The organism is Bifidobacterium simiiventris, assembly GCF_019331715.1.
GTDB classification, from domain to species: Bacteria; Actinomycetota; Actinomycetes; order Actinomycetales; family Bifidobacteriaceae; genus Bifidobacterium; species Bifidobacterium simiiventris.
On record NZ_JAHBBG010000003.1, the window covers coordinates 260,725 to 285,090 of the forward strand.

The following is a 24,366-nucleotide window of genomic DNA, read 5'->3' on the forward strand; positions in this document are numbered from 1 at the left end:
AGGAGTCGTATTTTCATGAAAAAACTGGTGTTCGACTATGAGATGAAGCTGTCGTTCAGCTCGCCGGTCACCGATCATCGATTCCAGCTGCGTTGCGTGCCCGCGACCGGCCCGCGCCAGCAGGTCGTGGACGTGGAAGTGGACATCGAACCGCACGTCGATCTCGAAACGACGATCGACTCGTTCGATTCGGTGGTCATGACCGGCTTCATCCCTGAGCCGCACACCATGTTCAACTACACGGTCAAGGGCATCGCGTTCGTCGACAACGCGCATATCAAGCCGGAGATCTACAAGCCGCTGTACCGGTTCAACTCGGCGCTGACGATTCCGGGGCCGTGTATCGAACGCATGATCGAGATGTGCAAGATTCGTCTGTCCGCGCTGCCGATCGACGCGACGCCGATCGACCAGGCGCGCGAGGTGATGGACGAGGTGTTCCACGCGTTCGTCTACACGCCCGCGTCCACGACGATTCGCACGACGGCCGAGGAGGCGCTCGCCCAGCGCAAGGGCGTGTGCCAGGATTATGCGCATGTGATGCTGTCGGTGTGCCGCCATGTGGGGCTCACCGCGCGTTATATTGCCGGTCTGCTCGGCGGCGAGGGCGCGACGCACGCGTGGGTCGAGATCTATCACGACGGACGTTGGATCGGCTTGGACCCGACGCACAACCGCATGGTCGACGACAATTACATCACGATCGCGCACGGGCGCGACTACCGCGACTGCATGCTCGACATCGGCATCTTCTCCGGCTACGACGTCAAGCAGAGCCAGTGGGTGAACGCCTCCGTGCACGAGCAGCGGCTGTAGGCGTTGATTACCTGGCCCCTCGGTTGAGAGGCTGCTAGCAAAGCTGACTGGGGGGTGCCACACTCAACGGCCACGAACGACCTAGTAACAGCCAGCACACTCGAAACATGCGCCACGCCGGGCGAGTCTGCCGATTTGCCAAATCGCGATGTCGCCTTATAATAGACAAGTTGCGTTTTACGTAGCGAATGGATAAGTGTCCGAGCGGTCTAAGGAGCACGCCTCGAAAGCGTGTGAGGGTAACTCCTCCGCGAGTTCGAATCTCGCCTTATCCGCCCCTAGGGTTTCAGGCTTCGCCTGAAACCCTTTTGTTTTCTGCAAAACCCTTGCTACATCTAGTGTTTTGCGTTTGATGGCATCAGCCGTAAAGTTACTTGAAGAATCTCGAAAGACCGTTTGTAACGGGGCGAAAAGCGGGGCGAAGCAGCCTCCCGAATCAGGCCTATAGGAACTTTCGTGGTGTCCGATTCCTCCTCGGCATCCGTCATCACCTCCTATGAAACGGGGCGAGATGGTTCGGGAGGCTGCTGACGCTCCGGTGATTCTCCCGGGCATACGGTCGGAAGCAGGCTTGGAACCGGGCGTATGCCCGGGAGGAAGGGGCGGCGGCTGGCGTTGTTCCCGGGCATACGGCCGGTTCCGGCCGGTGAAACGGGCGTATGCCCGGGAAGGGACTGGCACTCCGGTGATTCTCCCGGGCTTACGGTCGGTTTGGGGTGTGGAAACGGGCGTAAGCCCGGGAGAGTTATTCGGTGAAGAGGGCGTGGTCGAAGGAGGGGTAGCCGGCGGCAAGGGCCTGCGCGACGCGCGAGGCGATCAGGTCGGCGATGATTCGCATGGACGCGTCGTGGTCGGAATCCGCATCTGCCTCAGCGGCCGACTGCGGCCGTGCGGTTGGCCGGTTGCCTGTAGTCTGTGAGGTGTGTGGCTGCGCGACCGGTTGCGACTGTGTCGTTGGCTGGTTGCTGGCAGGGTGAGCCGATGATTGTCCGGTTCCGGATTGCGAGGTCGACTGCGCAATCGCGGTGAGTTCCTCGCGGGCGCAGTTGATTTCGACGACCGCATACGTCGGTGCGGTCAGGCCGGTGGCCGGATCGGTGGTGGTGCCAACGTTCGCGATCAGCTGGCTGACGTCGTAGACCTTTTGCCGCGGGTCGGCGATGGCCGAGGACTGTGCGGAGCCGTTCGACGATGACGTATCGGATTGCGTGTCGGATTGCGACGCGCCCGACCGTGCCAACGATATCAGTCGTTCCCCGGTCGTCTTGTGCGCGTCGGCCAACGCCAGCGTTGCCTCGGACGATCCCCGTGCGGCGAGCACCTCCGTGGCGAACCCGGCGCGGTCCTCGGCCAGTGCCATCTTCGCCAGCACGCCCGAGGATACGTTCAAGTTGTCGATGCCGGCCAACGTTACTGCACGCAAGTCGGCAGTAACGTTGGCATCGCCGGAGGCCTTCGTTGCCGCGGTCCCGCTGCCGTTTGTACCGTATATATACACATCGTCGTCAAATCCGAGTCGCTGCGCGACCTGCCCGGCGATCCTGTCGTTCTGGGCCGAACGGATCACGCCCTCGGCCATTCGGTTCGTGCATTCGGCCGCGACGTCGATCCACTGCGAACGTGCGTGATCGGCTGCGATATAGCGCAGCATCAGCGGCTGGCCGCCGTCGGATCGCGCGATGTCATGGTTGGCCGACGCGGCGTAGTACGAACGTTCGCAATTGCTCATCGACTGTTCCGATTCGGCCCGGCCGGCATAGCGCGGCGCGGTGCACCCGGCCAGCGAGATCAGCATCCCGGCCGATGCGAGCAGAGAAAGACACGCCGTGGCCGTGCGCTTCGGGCCGGCACTGGTACGGCCGCAACGGCCGGCAAGGCCCGGCATAATACGATCCCGACGTGTCTGCATAAGAACCTACACTAATAGTTGACTGTGACCGTAAGGGCCCTAGCGCTCGGAATATAACTTCATAGGAGGTCTTGACCCATGGAACTGGACCTGGCAGGAATCCATCAGCTTGCCGCTGGACAAGGCATTGACACCGAGGCGCTGGACGAGGCATTGGCCGAAGCCCTTCGTCTCGCCTACCTCAAGACGCCGCACGCCGCGAAGCATGCACGAGTGGAGCTCGACGCCCGCGCCGGCACCTTCACCGTGTGGGCGCAGGACGAAATCCCCGGCGAACCCACCGAAGACAACCCGCATCCGGCCCCGACGCTGGGCGAGGAGTACGACGACACCCCGCGCAACTTCGGCCGTCTGGCCGCCGCGACTGCGCGTCAGGTCATTACGCAGCTGTTCCGCAAGGCTGAGGACGACCGCATCTTCGGCGCGTTCTCCGGCCAGAAGGGCAAGCTTGTCACCGGCATCGTGCAGCAGGACGTCAAGGATCCGACCAACGTGCACATCGCGATCGGCGACGTGGAGGCGATCCTGCCCCGCCGCGAGCAGGTGCCGGGCGAGCGATACCGCCACGGCGAGCGTCTGCGCGTGTACGTGGTGAATGTGGCCCGTGGCTTGAAGGGCCCGGAGATCGTTGTGTCCCGTTCGCACCCGGAGCTGGTGCGCCAGCTGTTCGAGCGCGAGGTGCCGGAACTGGTCTCCGGCGCGGTGTCGATCATGGCGATCGCGCGCGAGGCCGGCGCCCGCACGAAGATCGCGGTGCGTGCCAACACCGAGGGCGTCAACCCGAAGGGCGCGCTGATCGGACCCGGTGGCGCGCGTGTGCGTGCGGTGATGGAGAACCTCGGACCCGAGAAGATCGATATCGTCGACTGGTCGTCCGATCCGGCGAAGTTTGTGGCGTCCGCACTGTCGCCGGCCGTGTGCACCGGCGTGCAGGTGATCAGCGAGAAGAACAAGACCGCGATCGCGTTCATTCACGATGACCAGCTGTCGCTGGCGATCGGCAAGGAAGGCCAGAACGCGAGACTCGCGGCGAAGCTGACCGGCTGGAAGATCGGCATCGAGTCCGCCGAGGCGCACGCGAAGAAGCAGGCCGAAGCGGGGGAGTGATCTTCGCGATTTTGGTCTTGTTTTTTCTTGGCTCCCCTTGCTGGAGAGCTGTTAGCGAAGCTGGCTGAAGGGTAGCCAGCGGTTATGCCTTCGTGGCTTTCGGAGGTTGTACCCGTGTACGCTCCCCCAGTCAGCTATGCTGACAGCCCCTTCAACCGAGGGGCCAAGGCGGCAGGAGCCGCGAATCGGGATGCACAAACTTCGGGCGTGTTGCGCAAGGCGCGCACATCCAATGGCACGAGTATGCTTGTTTCGGAATCCGAGCATGGTCGCGCCGCGCGGTCATGCCTTGATGACGAAACACGAGGTAGCACGATCATGGTCGCACGATGAGACGTCGAATGATGAAACGTCGCACGGACACACAATGTAGGCTCTCGATAAACCAACAGTGACCGCGTCATCATACGCGCGGTTTGGATAGGAGAAAATTTAGTGGCGAAAGCACGCGTGTATGATCTGGCCAAGGAACTTGGCGTGGAAAGCAAGGATGTCCTTGCAAAACTGAAGGATATGGGCGAGTTCGTCAAATCCGCATCATCGACCGTCGAGGCGCCGGTCGTACGTCGTCTCAAGGCGGCGTTCCAGGGGGATGCCAAGGGCAATGGCAAGGCTGGGGAGCCTGCCCGCAAGCCTGCGGCCAATGCAAATGTTCACAAGGCTCAGGCCGCACCGCGTCCGGCTGCTCCGACGCCGGGGCCGCGCACACCGCAGTCCGCGCACGTCCCGACTCCGCACGCGCCGTCCGCGTCCGCCGAGACCGCTGCGCCGACCCCGTCGGCTCCCAAGCCGTTCGCCCCTGTTCCGGGCGTTCCGAAGCCGGCCCAGCACATGCCGCGTCCGCAGCGCGACCGTGATGAGCGCGACGGCCGTCGTGATGATCGTCGTCGCGACAACCGTGGCGAGCGTCGTGATGATCGCAATCGCAACGGCCAGCCGCGTGGCGATCGCAACCATCAGCCGCGTGGCGAGCGCAATGAGCGCAACGGCGCCCGTCCGGGTGCCCCGCTGCCGCACGCGCCGCGTCCGACCGGCCAGCCCGTGCAGAACGGCGGCCAGTCCGCCCAGTCCGGCGTGCCGACCCCGGGTCCGCGCCCGGGCAACAACCCGTTCAGCCGCAAGCAGGGCATGCGCACTCCGACTCCGGGCGATATCCCGCGTCCGCATCCGATGGCGCGTCCGAGTGCGAACAATTCCGAAGGCGGCCGCGGCCGTGGCGCCCGTCCGGGTCAGGGCGGTGGCCGTGGTGGCTTCCGCAACGGTCGTCCGGGTCAGGGCGGCCAGGGTGCGCCGCGTCCGGGCCAGTGGGGACACAACCGTCCGGGTCAGGGCGGCGCGCAGGGTGCCCGTCCGGGTCAGGGCGGCGGCAACCGCTTCGGCGCGGGTGCCGGCCAGAATAGCGCTCCGAGCAATGGTCCCGCACGCGGCGGCCGTGGCGGTCGCGGCGGTGCCGCGGGTGCGTTCGGTCGTCAGGGCGGCAAGTCCTCGAAGGCGCGTAAGAACCGTCTCGCGAAGCGCCAGGAATTCCAGGAGATGAAGGCCCCGGTCATCGGCGGCGTTCGCATCCCGACCGGCAACGGCCAGACCGTTCGTCTGCGTCAGGGCGCGTCCCTTGCCGATCTCGCGGAGAAGATCAACGTCAATCCGGCGGCCCTTGTCACCGTGCTCTTCCATCTCGGCGAAATGGCCACGGCCACGCAGTCGCTCGACGAGTCCACCTTCCAGATCCTCGGCGAGGAGATCGGCTGGAACATCAAGATCGTTTCCGCCGAAGAGGAAGACAAGGAGCTGCTCCAGCAGTTCGACATCGACCTGGACGAGGAGGAGCTGCAGGAGGACGAGAACCTGAAGCCCCGTCCGCCGGTCGTTACCGTCATGGGCCATGTCGATCACGGTAAGACCAAGCTGCTCGACACGATCCGCCAGACCAACGTCGTCGCACGCGAAGCCGGCGGCATCACGCAGCGTATCGGTGCATACCAGGTGACCGTTGATCTTGACGGCGAGAAGCGCAAGATCACGTTCCTCGATACCCCGGGCCACGAGGCGTTCACCGCCATGCGTGCCCGCGGTGCCGAGATCACCGACGTCGCGATCATCGTCGTGGCCGCGGACGACGGCGTCATGCCGCAGACCGTCGAGGCCATCAACCATGCGCAGGCGGCCCACGTGCCGATCGTCGTGGCCGTCAACAAGATCGATAAGCCGGGCGCGAACCCGGAGAAGGTGCGCGGCCAGCTCACCGAGTTCGGTCTGGTGGCCGAGGAGTACGGCGGCGACACCATGTTCGTCGACATCTCCGCGAAGCAGAACATCAACGTGGACAAGCTCCTCGAAGCCGTCCTGCTCACCGCCGACGCCGATCTCGACCTGCGCGCGAACCCGGATATGGACGCCCGCGGCGCCACCATCGAAGCGCGACTCGACAAGGGCCGCGGTGCCGTGGCGACCGTGCTCGTCCAGCAGGGCACCCTGCACATCGGCGACGCGATCGTGGCCGGTACCTCGTATGGCCGCGTCCGCGCGATGCTCGACGAGAACGGCAACCACATGAAGGAAGCCGGCCCGTCCACGCCGGTTCAGGTGCTCGGCCTGACCTCCGTGCCGACCGCGGGCGACCTGTTCCTCGTCGCCCCGGACGACCGCACTGCGCGTCAGATCGCCGAGAAGCGCCAGGCCACCGAACGCGCCGCGCAGCTCGCCAAGCGTCGCAAGGTCGTTTCGCTTGAGTCCCTCAAGGAGCAGTTCGCCAAGTCCGAGGTCGACATGCTCAACATCGTCATCAAGGGCGATTCGTCCGGTTCCGTCGAGGCGCTGGAGGACTCCCTGATGAAGATCGAGGTGTCCGACGAGGTCGGCATCCAGGTCATCCACCGCGGCGTCGGCGCGATCACGCAGAACGACGTCAATCTCGCCACGGTCGACAAGGCCGTCATCATCGGCTTCAACGTCCGTCCGAACCGTCAGGTCGCGGATCTCGCCGAGCGCGAGGGCGTGGAGATCAAGTACTACTCGGTCATCTACAAGGCGATCGAGGACATCGAGGCCGCGCTCAAGGGCATGCTCAAGCCGGAATACGAGGAGGTCGTCACCTCCCACTCCGAGATCCGCGAGATCTTCCGTTCCTCCAAGTTCGGCAACATTGCCGGCGTCATGGTGCAGGACGGCGAGGTCAAGCGCGGTACGAAGTGCCGTATCCTGCGCAACGGCGTCGCCACTGTCAACGACCTGGAGATCTCCTCGCTGCGTCGTTTCAAGGACGACGTGCAGTCGGTCGCGGAAGGCTACGAGGCCGGCATCAACCTCGGCACCTTCAACGACATCGAGATCGGCGACATCATCGAGACCTTCGAGATGCGCGAGATCGAACGCAAGTAGTCCTGCCTGTCCCGAGAGGGGTTTTCGAAGCGCCTGTATCACATATGAGATACAGGCGCTTCGCCGTATCCGCCTGCTGCATCTCCTCAGTCATGAGACGCCGCTGCAATAACGTACGCCAAGCATCTCTCTATGTACGTTATTGCTAACGACTTCCTCAATAACGTACGTTGAACGGCTCTCCGCGTACGATTTTGCAGAACGCTCAGCGAAAACGTACGCGAAGAGCCGCTATGCGTACGGTTTCGCAGAAGTACAGCATGCCGCTCCCGGTCGAGTAGGGGATATGCGAATATAGTACGAGCACACGTATTGACTGATCCCTGTGAGATAGAAAAGGAACCATTATGCCCGGAACCAACCCGCGTGCGGCCCGTATCGCCGCGCTCATCCAGCGCGTCATCGCGTCCAACATGGAGGCGCAGCTGCACGACAAGCGCCTCGCGAACGTGACCATCACCGAAGTGCGCGTCACCAACGATCTGCAGATCGCCAAGATCTACTGGACGCAGCTCGGCCACGAAGGTCACGAGGACGGCGAACGCAAGCGTGCCAAGCAGGCGCTCGAACAGGCCAAGGGCCGTCTGCGTTCGCTCGTCGGCGCGAAGGCCGGCCTGCGACTGACCCCGCAATTGCAGTTCATCTTCGACGAGGTGCCCGGCGAGGCCACCGAGATCGAGGACATCCTCGCCGTCGCCCGCAAGCGTGACGAGGAGCTGGCCCGCGCCCGCGAGAGCGCGCAGTACGCCGGCGAGGCCGATCCGTACAAGCATCCCGAGGAACGCGACGAGTCGGATGACGCCGACGAGTACGACGACGATTTCGAGGATGACGACTACGAAGATGACGAGTACGACAACGACGAGGTGACCGTCGAAGACGGCGACGCCGACGCCTGATTGCTCCTGTCATTTCACACGTAGCGTGGTACCCCACTCTGTCATTTCGACCGAGCGTTAGCGAGTGGAGAAATCTTTGTGCCGTCATGTCGCCTAGAAAGATTTCTCGGCTCGGCTTTGCCTCGCTCGAAATGACAGGGTGGGATACGTCTATGCCGTAGCATCACACATCCGCATCATCCATCATCGAGGTAACCTATGCCCGCGCAACCGCAGCACCAGTCCCAGCCGTCCGGACTGCTCGTCATCGACAAGCCGCAGGGCGTGACCAGTCACGATCTGGTCGCAGCCGTCCGCGGTGCATTGCACACGAAGAAAGTCGGCCATGCGGGCACGCTCGATCCGATGGCCACCGGCGTGCTCGTCATCGGATTCGGCAACGCGACGCGACTGCTCAACTACATCGTCGACCACGACAAAACGTACGAGGCGACGATCCGGCTCGGCCGCCGCACCACCACCGACGACGCCGACGGCGAGCTGATCGATGGCAACGGACGTCCAGCCAACATTGTCCCCGATTCTCTTGGCGTGAGCATGGATCCCTCTTGTCATCTCGAGCGGAGTACAGCGGAGTCGAGAGATCTTTCCTTCCCCGCAACCGTCACGTGCGACCTGATCGAACGCATCATCGCCGAGCATCTCACCGGCCCGATAGAACAGGTCCCGAACACGTTCTCCGCGATCAAAATCAACGGCCAGCGCGCCTACGATCTCGCCCGCGACGGCAAGGAGGTCGAGCTCAAGGCACGCCCGGTCACGATCCACGCGTTCGACGTGCTCGACATGCGCGTCGGCTTCACCGATGCCGCGCGTACCGACGGGCCGTTAGTCGCAGATCTCGATGCGACGTCGGATGAGCCGGACGTGGCGCCGGTAATCGACGATCACAGGTCTACGTCAGCGACGGGGCCGGATATGGTTCCGGTGATCGATCTCGACGTGCGGGTGAGCTGCTCGGCCGGTACGTACATCCGTGCGCTCGGACGTGATCTCGGCGAGCTGCTCGGCTGCGGCGGATACCTGACCCGGCTGCGACGCACGCGCGTCGGCCGGTTCGATGTGACCGCTGCAAACGTGGTCACCGCGCATACCGAATCCCGCACGTTCACGAACCGTGCCGGCGAGACGGTGACCCGCAACCGCGCGGTGCTTGACGTGACCGGAGACGAGCTACTGACATCATATGCAATGACGATGGTCGAATCAGTGTGCGCTGCGATGCCAACGCTCGCAATCACTGCCGAGGACGCCGTCAACCTGCGTTTCGGCCGTCGCATCCCGTATGACATCCACGAGCCCACCGCGGCCTACGTGCCCGACCCGTCCGGCGACTCGCGCGCCGGCGACGTGGCCGCCATCATCGATCGTGCCAAACGCGGCGAGGCCAAGCCCCTCGTCGTCTTCCAAGCCGACTGATCGATGGGTACACTGTCATAGGAACGCCCGCACGCGCACCGCATGCCGCAAAACAACGCACATGCCGTTGCGATGAAACCACGTAAGACACACTGGAACGAGGAACGTATATGAACATCACCCGACTCACCCCCGATCCGACAGGACTGGTCGACTGGCCGACCTTAAGCAACGACAGGAAATCCGTCGTGACGGTCGGCGTGTTCGACGGCATGCACCGCGGCCATCAGGCGGTGATCGGCCGCACGATCGAGCTGGCGAAGAAGTTCGACGCGTTCTCGGTCGTTGTGCTGTTCGATCCACGCCCCGGCCTCGTGCACGGCTACGCGCACAACGGCACCGAACCGGGCGACGACGTGCGTGATACGCAAGTGCTTACCACCATCGACGAGCGACTGCGCTTCATGCGCGAGCTTGGCGTCGACCATGTGCTGATCGTGCGCTACACGCTCGGGTTCGCCGCGAAATCGTACCGTTTCTTCCTTGGCCAGATGGTCGGCAAGCTTGGCATGCGCACGCTTGTGCTCGGTCAGGATGCGGCGATGGGCAAAGATCGCGCAGGCGATGTGAAAGCGATTTCCACGCTGTCCGCCGCTACCGGTGTCTTCGAGCTGGACGTGGTGGACGATCGCGGGCCGGGCCACGTGCGTATTCCGGCCAATGCCGAGCCGCAGATGCCGGCCGAGTGGGGCGAGCCGGCCGACCCGTTCACGGCGATGAGCAAGGCCGAGCTGCGTGCGTGGAGCAAGAAGCATCAGGCCAAGCTGCAGCGCACGTGGAGCTCCACGAACGTGCGGTACCTGTTGAGCCAGGGCCGTATCGTCGCGGCGAACGAGATTCTTGGCCACCGTCATGCGATCGAGGGCACTGTGGTACACGGCGAGGAGCGCGGCCGCACGATCGGCTTCCCGACCGCGAATCTGGACGAGGCGACGGTGCGCGGCTACCTGCCGGTCGACGGCGTGTACGCGGGCTGGCTGGTCGATATGGGGCCGGCTGATGCGAATGGCGACGGTGCATCGGCCGATCGCGTTGCTTCCGACGACAAGGCGCGTATCGCGGACGGATCGCCGTGGCGTTGGCCGGCCGCGATTTCGATCGGCACGAAGCCGACGTTCAGCGAAACGACCGGACTGCACGAGCGTGTGGTTGAGGCGTATGCGATCACTGATGACTGGCTGGAGCTGTACGGTCACCGTGTGCGCGTTGAATTCGCCGGATTCCTGCGTCCGCAGGTCAAGTTCGATTCGGCCGACGCCCTCGTGGCCGAGCTTGGCCGCAACGTCGAGGAGACCAAGCATCTGACCGCATGACTCGAACGGCACGATCGCGCGTCGTTGCGTTGAAGTCATCATGAAGTTGCCCCGCTGAGATCACTCCCAGCGGGGCAACTTGTATAAGGAATCGGGAGGATTGCCCCGCCGGCTGCTGATTCAGTGCCTGAAGTGAGCGAAGAACTCGCGCGTCTCCGGGTCCTCGGACTCGTCCATCACCTCGCGCGGCGTGCCGTTCTCCGCGATCACCCCGCGTCGCAGCAGCACCACGCGATCGGCCGCGTCATGCGCGAAGCTCATCTCGTGCGTGGCCATCAGAATCGTCGTGCCCTGCGACTTCAGCTCGGCGACCATGCTCAGCACTTCGCCGACCAGCATCGGGTCGAGCGCCGACGTGATCTCGTCGAGCAGCAGCAGTTCCGGATCGGTCATCAGCGCACGCGCGATCGCCACGCGCTGCTGCTGACCGCCCGACAGCTGGTCTGGATACGCGCCGGCCTTCGCCCGCATGCCGATGCGGTCGAGCAGCTCCAGCGCACGGGCCTCGGCCCGGCCGCGCTCCCAGTGATGCACCTTGATCGCCGCCAGCGTGACGTTCTTGAGCACCGTCATGTGTGGGAACAGGTTGAACTGCTGGAACACGACGCCCACGCGTGCACGGATCTTGTCCTGGTTCTCCCGCGGGTCGGTGATGTCAGTGTCGCCCAGCCAGATCTGCCCGTCGTCGACTTGTTCGAGCAGGTTCACGCACTTCATGAGCGTGGACTTGCCGGAGCCGGACGGGCCGAGCAGCGCGACGACCTCGTGCGGTTTGATGTCGAACGAGATGCCACGCAGCACTTGTGTGGAACCGTACGACTTGCGAATGTTGTCAAGCCGCAGCACCGGCAGGGGAGTGGATGTGACCAGTCCGCTCGGCTCGGCGATGGCGGCGGTGCCATCGCCGCCGGGAGCAGTCGCGTCGCCAGCCGGCTGAATACGTTCGCTGTTGCTGTTCATGTCATTCATCCCGCTCATACCGTGCCTCCGCTCTGCTCACGTTTGCGCAACCGTTCCGAATACCAGTCGTTGAGCAGGATGAACGGCACGCTCATCAGGATGAACAGCAGGCTCGCCACCACGTACGGCGTGAAGTTGTACGAGCTTGCCACCTCGATCTGCGCTGCGCGCACCGCGTCCACCGCGCCCAGCACGGAGATCAGGCCGACGTCCTTCTGCATCGAGATGAAGTCGTTCATCAGCGCGGGCGCGACCTTGCGCAACGCCTGCGGCACGACCACCAGCCACGTCGTCTGCCCGGCCGTCAGTCCCAGCGAGCGTGCGGACGCACGCTGTGAGGGATGCACGTCGTTGAAGCCGGCGCGCAGCACTTCGGCAACGTATGCACTGTAGCCCATGATCACGGCGATCGTACCGAGCAGCGACGGGTCGATGCGCTGCTTGGTCAGGCCGAGGCCGGGGATGCCGAAGCCGATCAGATACAGGATGACGATCATCGGGATGCCGCGCATGACGGTCGTGTAGATCGCTGCCAACGCTCGCAACGGGAACATGACCGGGCTTTTGCTGGTACGCACGAGCGCGATCAGCGTGGCGAAGATTGCGACGCCGATCACCGCGACGACCAGCACCTTAAGGTTCAGCCACAGGCCGTCGAGCACCTCGGGGAACGATTTCGCGAAGTATTCGGCGGAGAAGAACGTCTGTTTGACGCGCGGCCAGCCGGGCGACAGCTGCAGCCCGACCACGACGATGACGGCCAGCACGATCGTGCTGACAAGACTCGTGACAACCGACTTGAGCTGCTGCCGGCGTCGGTATGCACGGCGAGAAAGTTCGACCTCGCTCACCGGCGGCGTTGCGGCCGCATCGGTGGCGAGGTCTTGCGAAGTTTGCGAATCGACCATAGTAGCGATTCTATTGCAGTGGGCGAACCGGTTCGTCCTACTTCAGCTCGGTCAGGTCGGTGGTGTACTCGGCCAACCACTTGTCCTGCAGCTGCTTGAGCGTGCCGTCCGCGTTCAGATCGTCCACGGCCTTGGTGACGGCCGCGGTGAGCTTGGAATCCTTCGGCAGCACGATGCCCAGGCCGTCCTTGTCTTCGGAACCGGCGATGCGGCCGACTACCTTGGCGTCCTTGACCTGTTCGGACTGAACCATGTACACGCTCTCGACCGTGTTGGTCACGAGCGCGTCGATCTGGCCGGCCTCAAGCGCCTGAGCGAGCGAGGCGTCGTCGTTGAACGTCTGGATGTCGTCCTTGATCTTGTCCTTGACAATCGTGTACGCCTGCGTGCCGACCATCACGCCGATCACGGCGTCCTTGAGATCGGCGAGCGACGTCGCGGACGCGAACTTGCCGTCCTTCTTCACGACGACCGACTGCGTGTCCTTGTAGTAGCCGGACGAGAAGTCGACGGCCTGCTTGCGTTCGTCGGTGATGCCGAACTGCTGGATGTTGAGATCCCAGTCCTTGGCGCCCGGGGCGATGGCCGAGTCGAACGTGGTGCGGATCCACTTCACGTTGTCCTTCTTGAAACCGAGCTTGTCTGCCACGGCGTAGGCCAGTGCGGCCTCGAAGCCTTCGCCGGACTCCGGCTTGTCGTTCATAACCCACGGCTCGTACGCCGGGTCGCCGGTCGCGATGGTGAGCGTGCCGGGGGTGACAGTCTGCTGCGTGATGTCGGAGCTGTCGGCGTTGGAATTGGTGTCGTTGCCGTTGCTGGACGTGCCGCAGGCTGCGGAGAACGCGAGCGCGATGACGCTGGCGGTCGCGACGGCTGCGCGAATGATGCCGTTCTTGTTGAACATGGTTTCCTCTCCTTATTGAACAGATGTGCGCCGCGCGGTCGATTCCGACCGGCTGGCCACCCTCTTGCGAATATGTTGCGAATATGCGCATGGCGGTTTGGCGCATCAGCGCCAATTCTAAGGTATTCCCGCTACCGCCGCGCGTCTCGGCCTATCGCGATTATCTATAACACGCTATCGGGCGCGGCTCGCAGGGTCGGAACACGCTTGGTGCGGTGCCCGTCTCCGAACGTGTTCCGACCCCGCGGCTGAGTGTTACTGCAGCGTGAAGCCGTCGAATGTGAAGCCGGGGGAGACGACGCAGGAGACGAGTGCGTCGCCGCGGCCGGGAACGGTGCGCTGCCACACGCCGGCCGGGACGATCGCGTGGCCGACCGGCTGATCGTCGGTGGTGCGATCGCCGCGCTCGCCGGCATCCGCGATGCCGGAACCGAGGACGATCGTCTGGACTTCGGTCGGATCATCGGCTGGCTGATCGCCGCTGCCGCCGAGTTCCAACGTGACGGTCGCCGGGCCGTGCCACAGCCAGATCTCGTCGGCGTCGACCTTGTGCCAGGCGCTCGCGTCGCCTTCCGCCAGCAGGAAGTAGATCAGCGACGCAAGCGGACGACCGGACGCGGCGTCGGTCGCCGGCGCCTGCCAGTCGCGCGTGTACCAGCCGCCTTCGGGATGCGCCTCGAGTCTGAGCCGCTCCACGACGGAACGCGCGTATTCGCTCATATTTTCCAATGCAACACTCATGTTGGTTCCTTTCAGAACGCGCCGTTGTTGTAGACGACGCGGCCGGAGATGACGGTGGCGCGATTCGTGCCCGCGCCGTGGCGCACCAGCTCCTCGAGCGTGTCCTCGATGCCGCGCGGCGTGGCCACGTAGACCGGCACGTCGAAGAACGCGAGATCGGCCATCGCGCCCGCGTTGATCTGTCCGATGCGGCCCGCGCCGACGTGCATGCCGAGCTCCTGCGCGCCGCCGAGCGTCATCATGCGGATCAGCCGATGCGTCAGATCGGCGCCGGCATATCCCTGCTCGCGGGCCAGATTGTACAGCATCGCCACATCGTCGAGCACGTCCAGGCTCGGCGAACTCGACAGCGAGTCCGTACCGACCGCCAGCAGGTTGCCTTCCTCCAGATACTCGCGGATCGGCGCGTCCCGACCGGTCACGGTGATCCGGTTCGATCGTGGGCACAACGCTACGCCCACGCCGCGCTGACGCAGGATGCGACGGTCCTCCGCGTCCGCCCACACGCCGTGCGCGATATGCACGTCCGGGCCGAGCGAGCCGAGCTGGTCGAGGAACTGGATCGCGGATGCGCCAAGCCCCGCGTCCTTGAGCTGCTGGTAGCTTGACCAGTCCTCGTCGCGCCACGAAGCGGCCGAATACGTCGACAGTGTGCCTTCGCTGCCGTGCGTGCCAGCCTCCATCGGCGTCTCCGCAAGGTGGATGTGCAGACGCATGTCGAGCTGGCGCGCGATGTCCGGCAAATCCACGAACGGTGCGGTTTCCAGCGTGTACGGCGCGTGCGGGCTGATACCCACGCTCGGCAGATCCTCGGCACGCATACGTCCCAGATGCCGCACGAGCTCGCGCACGCCGACCTTGCGCCAGTCGTCGTTATGCCAATCCATCACTTCCCAGTACGCCACGCCGTGCATGCCCTGCGAGGCGAGCGCGCCCGCCGCCTCCGGGTCGGTCACGATGTCGGCCGCGGCGGTGGTGCCCGCCTCAACCATCATGCGCGCGCCTTGCTCGGCGGACGCCTTCCAATCGCCTTCCTCGCACAGCCGCTCGTACACCGGGTTGAAGCCGAGTTCCCAATCGTGGAAACTCGTGTACGTGCCGCGGCCGACCTCGGCCATGTTCGTGTATTGCAGGTGCGTATGCGCGTTGATCAGGCCGGGCGTGATGATGCCGTGCCAATGATGCTCGTCGATGCGAGCGTTCGCAGCCATGTCCTGCTTGAGGGTCTCGAGCACCCAGCGGCGCGTGCCGACATGCACCACGCGGCTGCCGGCCACGGCGATCGCGCCGTCCATGATCACCGGTCCGGTGACGGGAATGATCAGCGGCGCACTGTACAGCGTGACCTCGTTAAGCGGCGCCGGGTGCGCGGCCGCATACAGCGGGTCGAAATCGTCGGTTGTGGTCATGGTTCAGTTATACCGGTTGGGGATGGCTGACGTGCGGAACCCATGTCGATGATTACGTTCGCCACAGGATGCGATGCCTACTTGTCATTTTGATTGGGCGATGGCGTGTCTGTTGTTTGCCTGTCATTTCGAGCGGAGCGCAGCGGAGTCGAGAAATCTTGCGCAGACACTGAAAGATCTCTCGACTCCGGCTTCGCCTTCGCTCGAGATGACATGGATCTGGAGCGGCGGGCGATTGTTCCGCTACTGTATGTCGGCGAAACGAGTGAGCTGCCAGTCGTAGCCGTTGTCGGCGACGGCATGGCTGGCGGCGAATCCGCGTGTGTGCAGCGCGACCTGCGCGATGCGGCGGTCTGATGCCGCATCGAGGCGATGTAGGCCAGGCGCGAGCTGATCGCCGCCGGTTGCGCGCGACTCGAGCAGCCGTGCGACGGCGCTCGACTGCACGGCGAAACTCAGATCCATGATTTCGATCGGATTGCCGCCGCCGGCCGTGTAGTTGACGCCGTCGCCCTCGGCGAGCAGCGTAAGCGTCGGGCCATCCGGCACGCTGATCTCGCTGATCGTGCGAGCGTTGTCATGACGGAATCCGGGAATGTCGTCCAGTGCGATCTCGTTGGCGATGCCGCCGATCACCGACAGTACCGTGCCGCTGTGCATAAGCCGCATGTGTTCGACTGCGATCGTATGCCGTACACCGGTTGCGGACACGACGATGCGAGCGTTTGCTACCGCATCATCGATATCCTGCGCGGCGAACCCGTCGAACACGGCCTTGAGCGCGGCAACTGGATCGGTATCGCAGATGACGACGTTCGCACCCAGCGCGCGCACGCGTCGCGCGAATCCGCGTCCGACCGGACCGTAGCCGATCACGGCGACGTTCGTATCGTCGAAACAGTGCGCGCCGAGCAATTCCTGCATGGTCGTCACGCAGGTTTCGCCGGTGCCGTGCTCGTTGTCGAAGCCGGTTTTGAGTACGCTGTCATTGACCGCGATCACCGGGAAGTCGAGCGCGCCCGCGTCCTGCATGGCTTGGAACGCGCGTACGCCGCTGGTCGTCTCCTCGGCCACGCCGATCAGGTCGCGCAGTAGTTCCGGTCGTTCGGCGGCGGCGAGACGGGCGAAGCTCGCGCCGTCGTCGATGATGATCTGTGGTCGGATCGTGTCCAACAGACGCAGCGCGCCGGCCTGTGTCTGCTCGGGCGTCCAGCATACGTTTGCTTCGACGGCGATGCCTTCACTGGTGAGCTGGTCGGCGACGCGCTGGTCGGTTTCGGACGGGTCCGCGAACACGCCCACCGTGGCGCCGGCGGCCTTGAGCTGCCGCAGCAGCACCGCGGTTTTCGGTTCTAATACAAGGCACACTGCGATGCGGACGCCTGTAAAATCAACGGTTTTGCGCAGTTGTGCCATCAGCGTGCGCAGCACCGTCATATGCCGCTCGGCATAATCGATCGCATCCTTACCCGATAGCTCCCTCGCGTCTGCCACGTTGTTGTTCGCCGGAATACCGCCGTCGACGGATTTACGATCGACGATCATGCCCCATTGCGCGGCTTGTGCGGCGAACGTATACGTTTGCTCGGCATCATCGTGGTCGTCTGTTTGCATGGCGAACGTGTACATCGTATCGTCGCCGTCGTTGTCAGCCGTCGTCGGCAATGCGATTCGCGCACCGGCCAGCGAACGGTTCGTCCGCTGCGAGTACCGCGCTGCCCACTCAGCGAAATCGCGGCCATCGTTCGCAGCCGTGCCATCGTATTCAGCCATACATCCTCCTGTCATACAGTTCCGTGTCATCGGCAATCCCGTTTCACGCATTGTTTCACAATCCGGCATCATGCGATCCAACGCAAGTTCACAGTCCCAACGCAGCCAATGCGTCACGCAGCGAACTCACCTCGACGATCCGCAATCCGGCAATGGTGGCTTTCTTGCGCAGCGGCGGTACCACGGCCGTCGTGAATCCCAACCGCGCCGCCTCACGCAGCCGATACTCCAGCCGCGGCACCGGCCGCACCTGTCCGGTCAGCGAAATCTCGCCGATCGCGCAAGTCGTACGCGCGATCGCCTTCGACTTCGCGGCGCTCGCCAACGCGGCCACGATCGCCAGATCACACGCCGGCTCCTTCGCCAGCCCGCCCGCGATTGTCGACACATACAGGTCGTTCGCCAGCAGATTCACCTTCCCGTGACGGTACAGCACGGCCGTGAGCATCGCGATCCGGTTGGAATCCACGCCGTTGACCGCGCGGCGCGGCGTCGGCAGCACCGAACTCGTCACCAGCGACTGCACTTCGATCGGCAGACTGCGGTGTCCGTCCAACGTGAATGTCACGCACGTGCCCTCGACCGGCGGCTCAGGCTTGCCGTCCGCGCCCACACCCGCGCCGGACGCCGACAAAAACAGCCCGGACGGATCGGCCACTTCCTCGATTCCCTCGCCGCTCATGTCGAAGCAGCCAACCTCGTCGGTCGGTCCGAAGCGGTTCTTCACCGCGCGCAACATGCGCAGCGCGGTCTGCGAATCGCCCTCGAACTGACACACCACGTCCACGAGATGCTCGAGTGTACGCGGTCCGGCGATCGACCCGTCCTTGGTCACGTGTCCGACCAGAAACACCGGCACGTCAAGGCTTTTCGCGGTGTCGATCAGTGCGCTCGCGACCTCGCGCACCTGCGTGGAGCCGCCCGAGATGCCATCGACGTCCTGCGAAACGATGGTCTGCGCCGAATCGACGATCGCCAGCGCCGGTCGTTCCTGCTCGATCAGTCCCAGTGCGGTCGCCAGATCGGTGGTTGAGGCGAGCAGCAGGTTCGGTTCGACCGCGTTGATGCGCGTGGCGCGCAGCCGCACCTGCGCGAGCGACTCCTCGCCGGAGATGTAGAGAACGGATTGGGCGGCGGGACGGACGGACCGAGCGATGTTGCCGGCCGTCTCCAACAGCAATGTCGACTTGCCGATGCCCGGCTCGCCGGCGATCAGCACGACCGAGCCGGGCACGATCCCGCCGCCGAGCACGCGGTCGAACTCGCCGAATCCGGTGGGGATACGGGTGACTGTGTCGGTGTCGATCTGCGTGATTGGACGTGCGGCGGACTGGGCCGGCACCGCGCCGGGAGTGGTCCGTGCAGTGCGACCGGGCGCGGCGGTGCGGTTGCCGGCACCGCCGCGCCCGCCGCCCGCTCCTACGCCCGTGGCGGCGGCCCTCGGCTCGCGGAACTCCTCGATGGTGCCCCACTGGCCGCATTCGGGGCAGCGCCCGTACCATTTCGTGCCGCTCCAGCCGCATTCGGAACACAGGTATTGCACAGAGGTCTTCGCCATGCTTCGACGCTATCGATCTTCGCCGACATATCGCCCGAACCGCGCCGGCCCCGAGTCATGCGGCTGTGAGAGAATCTAAGCCATGTCGAACACTCAACCATCGTCTTCCGTATCGCCGTCCCATGGCAAACTGATCGCCGTCGTGGTCGCCGCCGCGCTCGTGATCGTGCTGGCGCTGCTGTCCGCGTTCATCTGGCCGGGCTGGGCGCTGAGCAAGAACAACACGGCGCAGCAGTCCACGGGCGGCACCTCCTCGACCACGACCGACGGCGGCTCCGATACGTCGTCGACCGACAGCAAGAAGAAGGAGGAGACTGAGCCGACCACGCCGAGCATCGAGGCGACCGCGCTGCCGGACGGTGCCAGCGAACTGCTCAAGGCGATGCCCGATACGGTGCTCAACTACGCGCGCACGAAGGCTGATACGAGCACGACGTGGAACAGCACGTCGCCGTTGGAGGAGTACACGCTCACGTATTCGACCGGCGACGACGCGAAGGACGTGACGCTGATCGTCGCGCAGTGGGCGACCTCCGACGCCGCGAAGACCCAGTACACGGCGCTGACTGGTGCGCTCAAAGGCACCGAGCTCGGTTCGGGCAAGGTGAAGGTCTCGGGCGAGGAGAAGGGCAGCTACACTGCTAAGACCGACGCGAACGACGAGAACAAGGCGATCGCCGTGTGGCAGAACGACACAGTCGTCTTCCAGGCGACCGGCGCGAAGGCCGCGGTCGAGCGGTTCTACCAGAAGTTCCCGCTGTAAAGCTGGGCGCGAACACGCACTCGCGGAACGCCGGTACCATTCGTCCCAGAATGCGTGTACTATTGGGCAAGTTGCAAACTTTACGACCTTTTAGGAACGGAGGCTGAGATGGGTTCGGTCATCAAGAAGCGCCGCAAGCGGATGAGCAAGAAGAAGCACCGCAAACTGCTGCGTAAGACTCGCCACCAGCGCAAGTAGTCTTCTCGCTCACTCGGTGAGCAGCACGAAAGCCCCTTACGGATTGTTCCGCAAGGGGCTTTTGCATATTTGAACACGTATCCGTATGCCTATGCCGTATATCGGACGGCGACGGAGATGCGCCGGAGAATCGGAGACCGTAACTCAGCATCAGCTCGTGCCCGTCATTGAGTTACGGTCGTTTCCGGTACGAATAACGGCCGCAACCGAATCCCGACGATGTATCAGGGACTCAGTTGCGGCCGTTTACCAACTGATTTCGAGCCGACCGGACTGTTCTCAAGACCGGAACCGGACAGTCGCCAAACTCACTTGTTGGAGTTGGTCAGCACACGCGGGCCGTTCGGGTCGCCCACGATGACCTTGTCGACCATGTTGAGGAACAGGCCGTGCTCCACCACGCCGACCGTGGTGATGAGGTCCTCGGCCAGATCCTGCGGGTGATCGATGCGCTCAAGGTGCAGGTCGACCACGTAGTTGTTCTCGTCGGTGCGCACTGGCTTGCCCTCGGCGTCGAGACGTAGCGTCGGCTTGTAGCCCTTCGTCTCGAACTTCTTGATGACGTGGCCGGCGCCGAATGGGATCACCTCGACCGGCAGCGGGAACTTGCCGATGGTGTCCACGACCTTGGACTCGTCCACGATCCACACGATCTTGTCGGAGTTGGTCGCCACGATCTTCTCCCACAGCAGGGCCGCGCCGCCGCCCTTGATGCCGTTGAAGTTCTTGTCGACCTCGTCCGCGCCGTCGATGGTGATATCGATGTGGTCCACGTCGTCGATGTCGACGATCTTGATGCCGTAGCCCTCGGCCTGCTCCTGCGTGCGGCGGGAGGTGGTGACGCCCGTGAACTTGAGACCCTCCTCCTTGACGCGACGGCCGAGCTCGTCCACGAGGAACCGCACGGTCGAACCGGTGCCGAGACCCGCGATCATGCCGTCGGTGATCAGCTTGGCGGCTTCGATACCGGCCGCCTTCTTCAGCGCATCCTGCTGTGCCTTATCCATATCTACTCTCCTTCGACGGGAAATTCGCCTCGCGTCGCTTTCGTGCGCGGCGCTCGGCCTAGTTTCCTAGTGTATCCGATGTGTTCCTTGTTGTGACGTTGTGTCCCGTTTTTGGTGTGATGCTTGTGACATGTGCGGGGCACGATCAGTTATGCGACTTGTGGCCGACGGACGACCGGTAGATGATCGATGGGCGGTCCTGACCGGCTGCGGCCTACTGCCGCACTAGAAACGGCGCGCTGTCGATCGTGATCGTACCGTCGCCGTTCACGTAGCCGTCGATCATGACGTAGCCGCTGATCATGCGCGGCTGGCCATCGTAGGTCGGGCTGGAAGACGGCGGGGGAGTGAACCGCAGCGTACCGGACACCGCGAGTCCGGACGGTCGCGACTGTTGCGGCAGGGATGACTGCGCGACGGACTGTGATGACGGTGCTGCGGATGGCTGAGAAGATGCGGACTGCGTCGCGGGTGGCTGTTGCGAAGATGGTTCAGTCGAGTGTGCGGATGACAATGATGGCGTTGAGGTGCCGGAAAGATTTCTCGACTCGCTGCGCTCGCTCGAAATGACAGTGGGGGAGGGAACGTCGACGCTCTGCTCACTGTCATTTCGACCGAAGCCGCCAGCCCGTTTACTGTCATTTCGACCGGAGCGGAGCGGAGCGGAGAAATCTTCCACGTCGGAACGCACAGCACGTTCGTCGCGTCCGATCACATCGCCGCCATCTCCCGTATCCTCGCCGCGTCCCAAGTGATAGTCCTTCGCGGAAATCAGACCGTCCATCAGCATCCGCGCATCGGCCGGCACATCCGTGCCTTTCGCATACTCGGATGCGAGCAGCGACTCCCATCCTTCCTTTGGCAGATAGCCGTCACGTACCCCCGACCGGCAGTCTCCTGCATACGTTCGTGCCAGCTCGTCGACCTTCTCGTTGCCGGCGTTGCCCGCGTGCCCTTTGACCCATACGAACTTCACCGACCCGGCACGCCGGGACAGTTCCGCGTCGATCGCCTTGATCAGCGCCGCGTTCTTCACGGGCTTCTTCTGTGCGTTCTTCCAGCCGTTCTTCTTCCAGCCGTGCACCCACTTGGTCGAGCAGTTGATTGCGTACTGCGAATCGGTCTCGATCACCAGCGGCTCGGCGCCGGGGTGCGAGCGCAACGCCTCGAGCACCGCGCACAGTTCGCCGATCTGGTTCGTGCCGTTCGTCGCGCCGCCCGCATCGCAGTCGCCGCCGTGCTCGTGGCCGGATCGGCCGCCCGCGTGCGCCTCGTGGTCGGCCCATGCCCAACCCATCGGGCCGTTCGGGTTGCCCAGCGCGGATCCGTCTGTAGAAACAGTGATAGTCATACGGCCAACCCTAACCGGTTGCCGGGATGGTGGCATGGCGGGAACCGGAAGACCGTACAACAAGGCCCGGGCATACTGCCGGTTTCGTGAGGAAAACCGGCAGTATGCCCGGGCCCGGGTCTGTCGTCGGCTGGGGTCGGAACTGAAGGAACCCTCCCGGACGCATGAACCGTATCCGGGAGGGTTCCTTCAGTCAGACGGTGAACGACGTCAGGCCAGGGCCTTATTCACGACGTCCTCGGCCTCGGCGAGCACCTTGTCGAGCGCCTCGGGCGATTCGAACGACTCGGCGTACACCTTGTAGATGTTCTCGGTGCCGGACGGGCGGGCCGCGAACCAGTTGTCCTTGGTGGTGACCTTCAGGCCGCCGATCTTGGCGTGGTTGCCCGGCGCCTCGGTCAGCTTGGCGGTGATGTCCTCGCCCGCGAGCTGCGTGGCGGTCACGTCGTCGCCGGTGAGCTTGGCGAACTTCTGCTTCTGCTCGAACGTGGTCGGCGTGTCGACGCGCTTGTACCACGACTCGCCGAAGCGCTCGACCTGCTCCTGGTGCAGCTGGGCCGGGTTCTTGCCGGTCTTGGCGGTGATCTCGGCGGCCAGCAGGTCGGGGATCAGGCCGTCCTTGTCGGTGGTCCAGATGCGGCCGTCCTTGCGCAGGAAGCTCATGCCGGAGCTCTCCTCGCCGCCGAACGCGACCTCGCCGGTGAACAGCGGGTCGACGAACCACTTGAAGCCGACCGGCACCTCGAGCACCTTCGCTCCGATCGACGCGGCCACGCGGTCGATCAGGGACGAGGAGACGAGCGTCTTGCCGACGGCCGCTCCCTCCGGCCAGCCCGGACGGTTGCCGCCGAACAGGTATTCGACGCACACGGCGATGTAGTGGTTCGGGTTCATCACGCCCCAGTTCGGGCAGACGATGCCGTGGCGGTCGGCGTCCGGGTCGGTGCCGCCGACGAGATCGTACTTGCTCCACGCGCCGGCGTTGAGCTCGTCCACAAGGCCCTTCATCGCGTACGGCGAAGACGGATCCATGCGGATCTTGCCGTCGTGGTCGATGGTCATGAAACGCCACGTCGGGTCGACCTCGGGGCGCACGACGCCGATGTTCAGGCAGTACTTCTCGTTGATGAGCGGCCAGTAGTTCACGGACGCGCCGCCGAGCGGGTCGATGCCCAGGCGCACGCCGGAGTTGCGGATCGCGTCGAAGTCGATCACGTTGCCGAGGTCGGAGACGTAGTGGTCGCGGAAGTCGAAGCCTTCGACGTACTCGGACTTGATGGCCTCCTCGTACGGCACGCGCTTGACGTTCTTGTAGTCGCCGAGCAGCTCGTTGGCGCGCGCGGCGATCGCGTTCGTCACGTCGGCCGGGGCCGGGCCGCCGGTGACCGGGTCGTACTTGAAGCCGCCGTCGGTGGGCGGGTTGTGGCTCGGGGTGACGACGATGCCGTCGGCGAGGCCGTCGCCGGTGAAGCGCTGGGTGCCGTCGGCCGCGCGGTTGTGCGTCAGGATCGCCTGTGAGACGACCGGGGTCGGCACGAAGTCGCCGCGCGAGTCGATGCGCACGTGCACGCCGTTGGCGACGAGCACCTCGATGGCGGTCTTCTTGGCCGGCTCGGACAGCGCGTGCGTGTCGGCGCCGAGGTACAGCGGACCGGTGACGCCGGCCTTCTTGCGGTATTCGGCGATGGCCTGGGAGATGGCGACGATGTGGGCCTCGTTGAACGAGGTCTTCAGGGACGATCCGCGGTGGCCGGAGGTGCCGAAGACGACACGCTGCTCGGGGACGGACGGATCGGGGACGAGGTCGTAGTACTTGCCGATGACTTCGTCGACGTTGATCAGATCAGCTGGGGTGGCGGGAAGACCCGCATTTGTTGCTACCATACGCCCTATTGTGCCACGCCCTCACGTCTATGCAAACCTTTGCATCCGTCGTGCAACCAACATCACTGT

Annotated in this window: 19 protein-coding genes and 1 tRNA gene; 9 read left to right on the plus strand and 11 right to left on the minus strand. The window is 64.2% G+C overall.

The annotated features are described in order from the left end of the window. The first annotated feature begins 15 nt into the window (after positions 1-15). On the plus strand, positions 16-816 hold the full coding sequence (locus KIH76_RS05300) for a transglutaminase family protein (protein ID WP_214372495.1): 801 nt from the start codon (positions 16-18) through the stop codon (positions 814-816). A 190-nt stretch (positions 817-1,006) separates the two neighbouring features. Next, positions 1,007-1,091: transfer RNA gene (locus KIH76_RS05305), tRNA-Ser, on the plus strand. 470 nt (positions 1,092-1,561) lie between these two features. Here KIH76_RS05305 and KIH76_RS05310 read toward each other — a convergent pair. Then, positions 1,562-2,545 (minus strand): hypothetical protein, encoded by a 984-nt coding sequence (locus KIH76_RS05310; RefSeq protein WP_214372493.1) that lies wholly within the window; start codon positions 2,543-2,545, stop codon positions 1,562-1,564. Positions 2,546-2,803: 258 nt separating this feature from the next. Here KIH76_RS05310 and nusA point away from each other — a divergent pair, with 258 nt between their 5' ends. From nusA to ribF, 5 genes are all read left to right on the plus strand, one after another. After that, positions 2,804-3,832 carry a transcription termination factor NusA gene (gene nusA, locus KIH76_RS05315; protein WP_214372491.1) on the plus strand — a complete coding sequence of 343 codons (1,029 nt, stop codon included), beginning with the start codon at positions 2,804-2,806 and terminating at the stop codon, positions 3,830-3,832. A 435-nt stretch (positions 3,833-4,267) separates the two neighbouring features. Then, positions 4,268-7,210, plus strand: a complete 2,943-nt coding sequence (infB, locus tag KIH76_RS05320) for a translation initiation factor IF-2 (protein WP_214372489.1) — start codon at positions 4,268-4,270, stop codon at positions 7,208-7,210. A gap of 347 nt (positions 7,211-7,557) precedes the next feature. Then, positions 7,558-8,109, plus strand: coding sequence for a 30S ribosome-binding factor RbfA (rbfA, locus tag KIH76_RS05325; RefSeq protein WP_219069672.1), 552 nt, complete (start codon positions 7,558-7,560; stop codon positions 8,107-8,109). A gap of 198 nt (positions 8,110-8,307) precedes the next feature. Continuing rightward, entirely contained in the window at positions 8,308-9,528 is a 1,221-nt protein-coding gene (locus tag KIH76_RS05330) for a tRNA pseudouridine synthase B (protein WP_219069674.1), read from the plus strand. 110 nt (positions 9,529-9,638) lie between these two features. After that, entirely contained in the window at positions 9,639-10,841 is a 1,203-nt protein-coding gene (gene ribF / locus KIH76_RS05335) for a bifunctional riboflavin kinase/FMN adenylyltransferase (protein WP_219069676.1), read from the plus strand. 120 nt (positions 10,842-10,961) lie between these two features. On the opposite strand, the gene KIH76_RS05340 is transcribed toward ribF, so the two are convergent. The 7 genes from KIH76_RS05340 to radA form a co-directional block, all read right to left on the minus strand. Beyond that, complete coding sequence (locus KIH76_RS05340) at positions 10,962-11,819, minus strand: amino acid ABC transporter ATP-binding protein (protein ID WP_420829255.1); 858 nt, start codon at positions 11,817-11,819, stop codon at positions 10,962-10,964. Beyond that, positions 11,816-12,709: an amino acid ABC transporter permease gene (locus KIH76_RS05345; RefSeq protein ID WP_219069678.1), complete on the minus strand. Its 894-nt coding sequence runs from the start codon at positions 12,707-12,709 to the stop codon at positions 11,816-11,818. The genes KIH76_RS05340 and KIH76_RS05345 overlap by 4 nt, the downstream gene beginning before the upstream one ends. Positions 12,710-12,746: 37 nt before the next feature. Then, positions 12,747-13,613 carry an ABC transporter substrate-binding protein gene (locus KIH76_RS05350; RefSeq protein WP_219069680.1) on the minus strand — a complete coding sequence of 289 codons (867 nt, stop codon included), beginning with the start codon at positions 13,611-13,613 and terminating at the stop codon, positions 12,747-12,749. Between the two features lie 255 nt (positions 13,614-13,868). Then, entirely contained in the window at positions 13,869-14,354 is a 486-nt protein-coding gene (locus KIH76_RS05355) for a cupin domain-containing protein (RefSeq protein WP_219069682.1), read from the minus strand. Between the two features lie 11 nt (positions 14,355-14,365). Continuing rightward, complete coding sequence (locus KIH76_RS05360) at positions 14,366-15,763, minus strand: amidohydrolase family protein (RefSeq protein WP_219069684.1); 1,398 nt, start codon at positions 15,761-15,763, stop codon at positions 14,366-14,368. A 243-nt stretch (positions 15,764-16,006) separates the two neighbouring features. Beyond that, entirely contained in the window at positions 16,007-17,536 is a 1,530-nt protein-coding gene (locus tag KIH76_RS05365; RefSeq protein ID WP_219069686.1) for an adenosylhomocysteinase, read from the minus strand. Between the two features lie 88 nt (positions 17,537-17,624). Continuing rightward, positions 17,625-19,094 (minus strand): DNA repair protein RadA, encoded by a 1,470-nt coding sequence (gene radA, locus KIH76_RS05370; protein ID WP_214372473.1) that lies wholly within the window; start codon positions 19,092-19,094, stop codon positions 17,625-17,627. An 82-nt stretch (positions 19,095-19,176) separates the two neighbouring features. Between radA and KIH76_RS05375 the strand changes: the two genes are divergently transcribed. Both KIH76_RS05375 and KIH76_RS05380 read left to right on the plus strand, forming a co-directional pair. Then, positions 19,177-19,857 carry a hypothetical protein gene (locus tag KIH76_RS05375; RefSeq protein ID WP_214372472.1) on the plus strand — a complete coding sequence of 227 codons (681 nt, stop codon included), beginning with the start codon at positions 19,177-19,179 and terminating at the stop codon, positions 19,855-19,857. Positions 19,858-19,965: 108 nt separating this feature from the next. After that, positions 19,966-20,055, plus strand: a complete 90-nt coding sequence (locus KIH76_RS05380; protein WP_004268639.1) for a 30S ribosomal protein bS22 — start codon at positions 19,966-19,968, stop codon at positions 20,053-20,055. A gap of 308 nt (positions 20,056-20,363) precedes the next feature. On the opposite strand, the gene rpiA is transcribed toward KIH76_RS05380, so the two are convergent. The 3 genes from rpiA to pgm form a co-directional block, all read right to left on the minus strand. Then, positions 20,364-21,062 (minus strand): ribose-5-phosphate isomerase RpiA, encoded by a 699-nt coding sequence (gene rpiA, locus KIH76_RS05385; RefSeq protein WP_214372471.1) that lies wholly within the window; start codon positions 21,060-21,062, stop codon positions 20,364-20,366. A 214-nt stretch (positions 21,063-21,276) separates the two neighbouring features. After that, positions 21,277-22,413 carry a ribonuclease H family protein gene (locus KIH76_RS05390; protein WP_219069688.1) on the minus strand — a complete coding sequence of 379 codons (1,137 nt, stop codon included), beginning with the start codon at positions 22,411-22,413 and terminating at the stop codon, positions 21,277-21,279. A 210-nt stretch (positions 22,414-22,623) separates the two neighbouring features. Next, positions 22,624-24,297, minus strand: coding sequence for a phosphoglucomutase (alpha-D-glucose-1,6-bisphosphate-dependent) (gene pgm / locus KIH76_RS05395; RefSeq protein WP_219069690.1), 1,674 nt, complete (start codon positions 24,295-24,297; stop codon positions 22,624-22,626). Between the last annotated feature and the right edge of the window lie 69 nt (positions 24,298-24,366).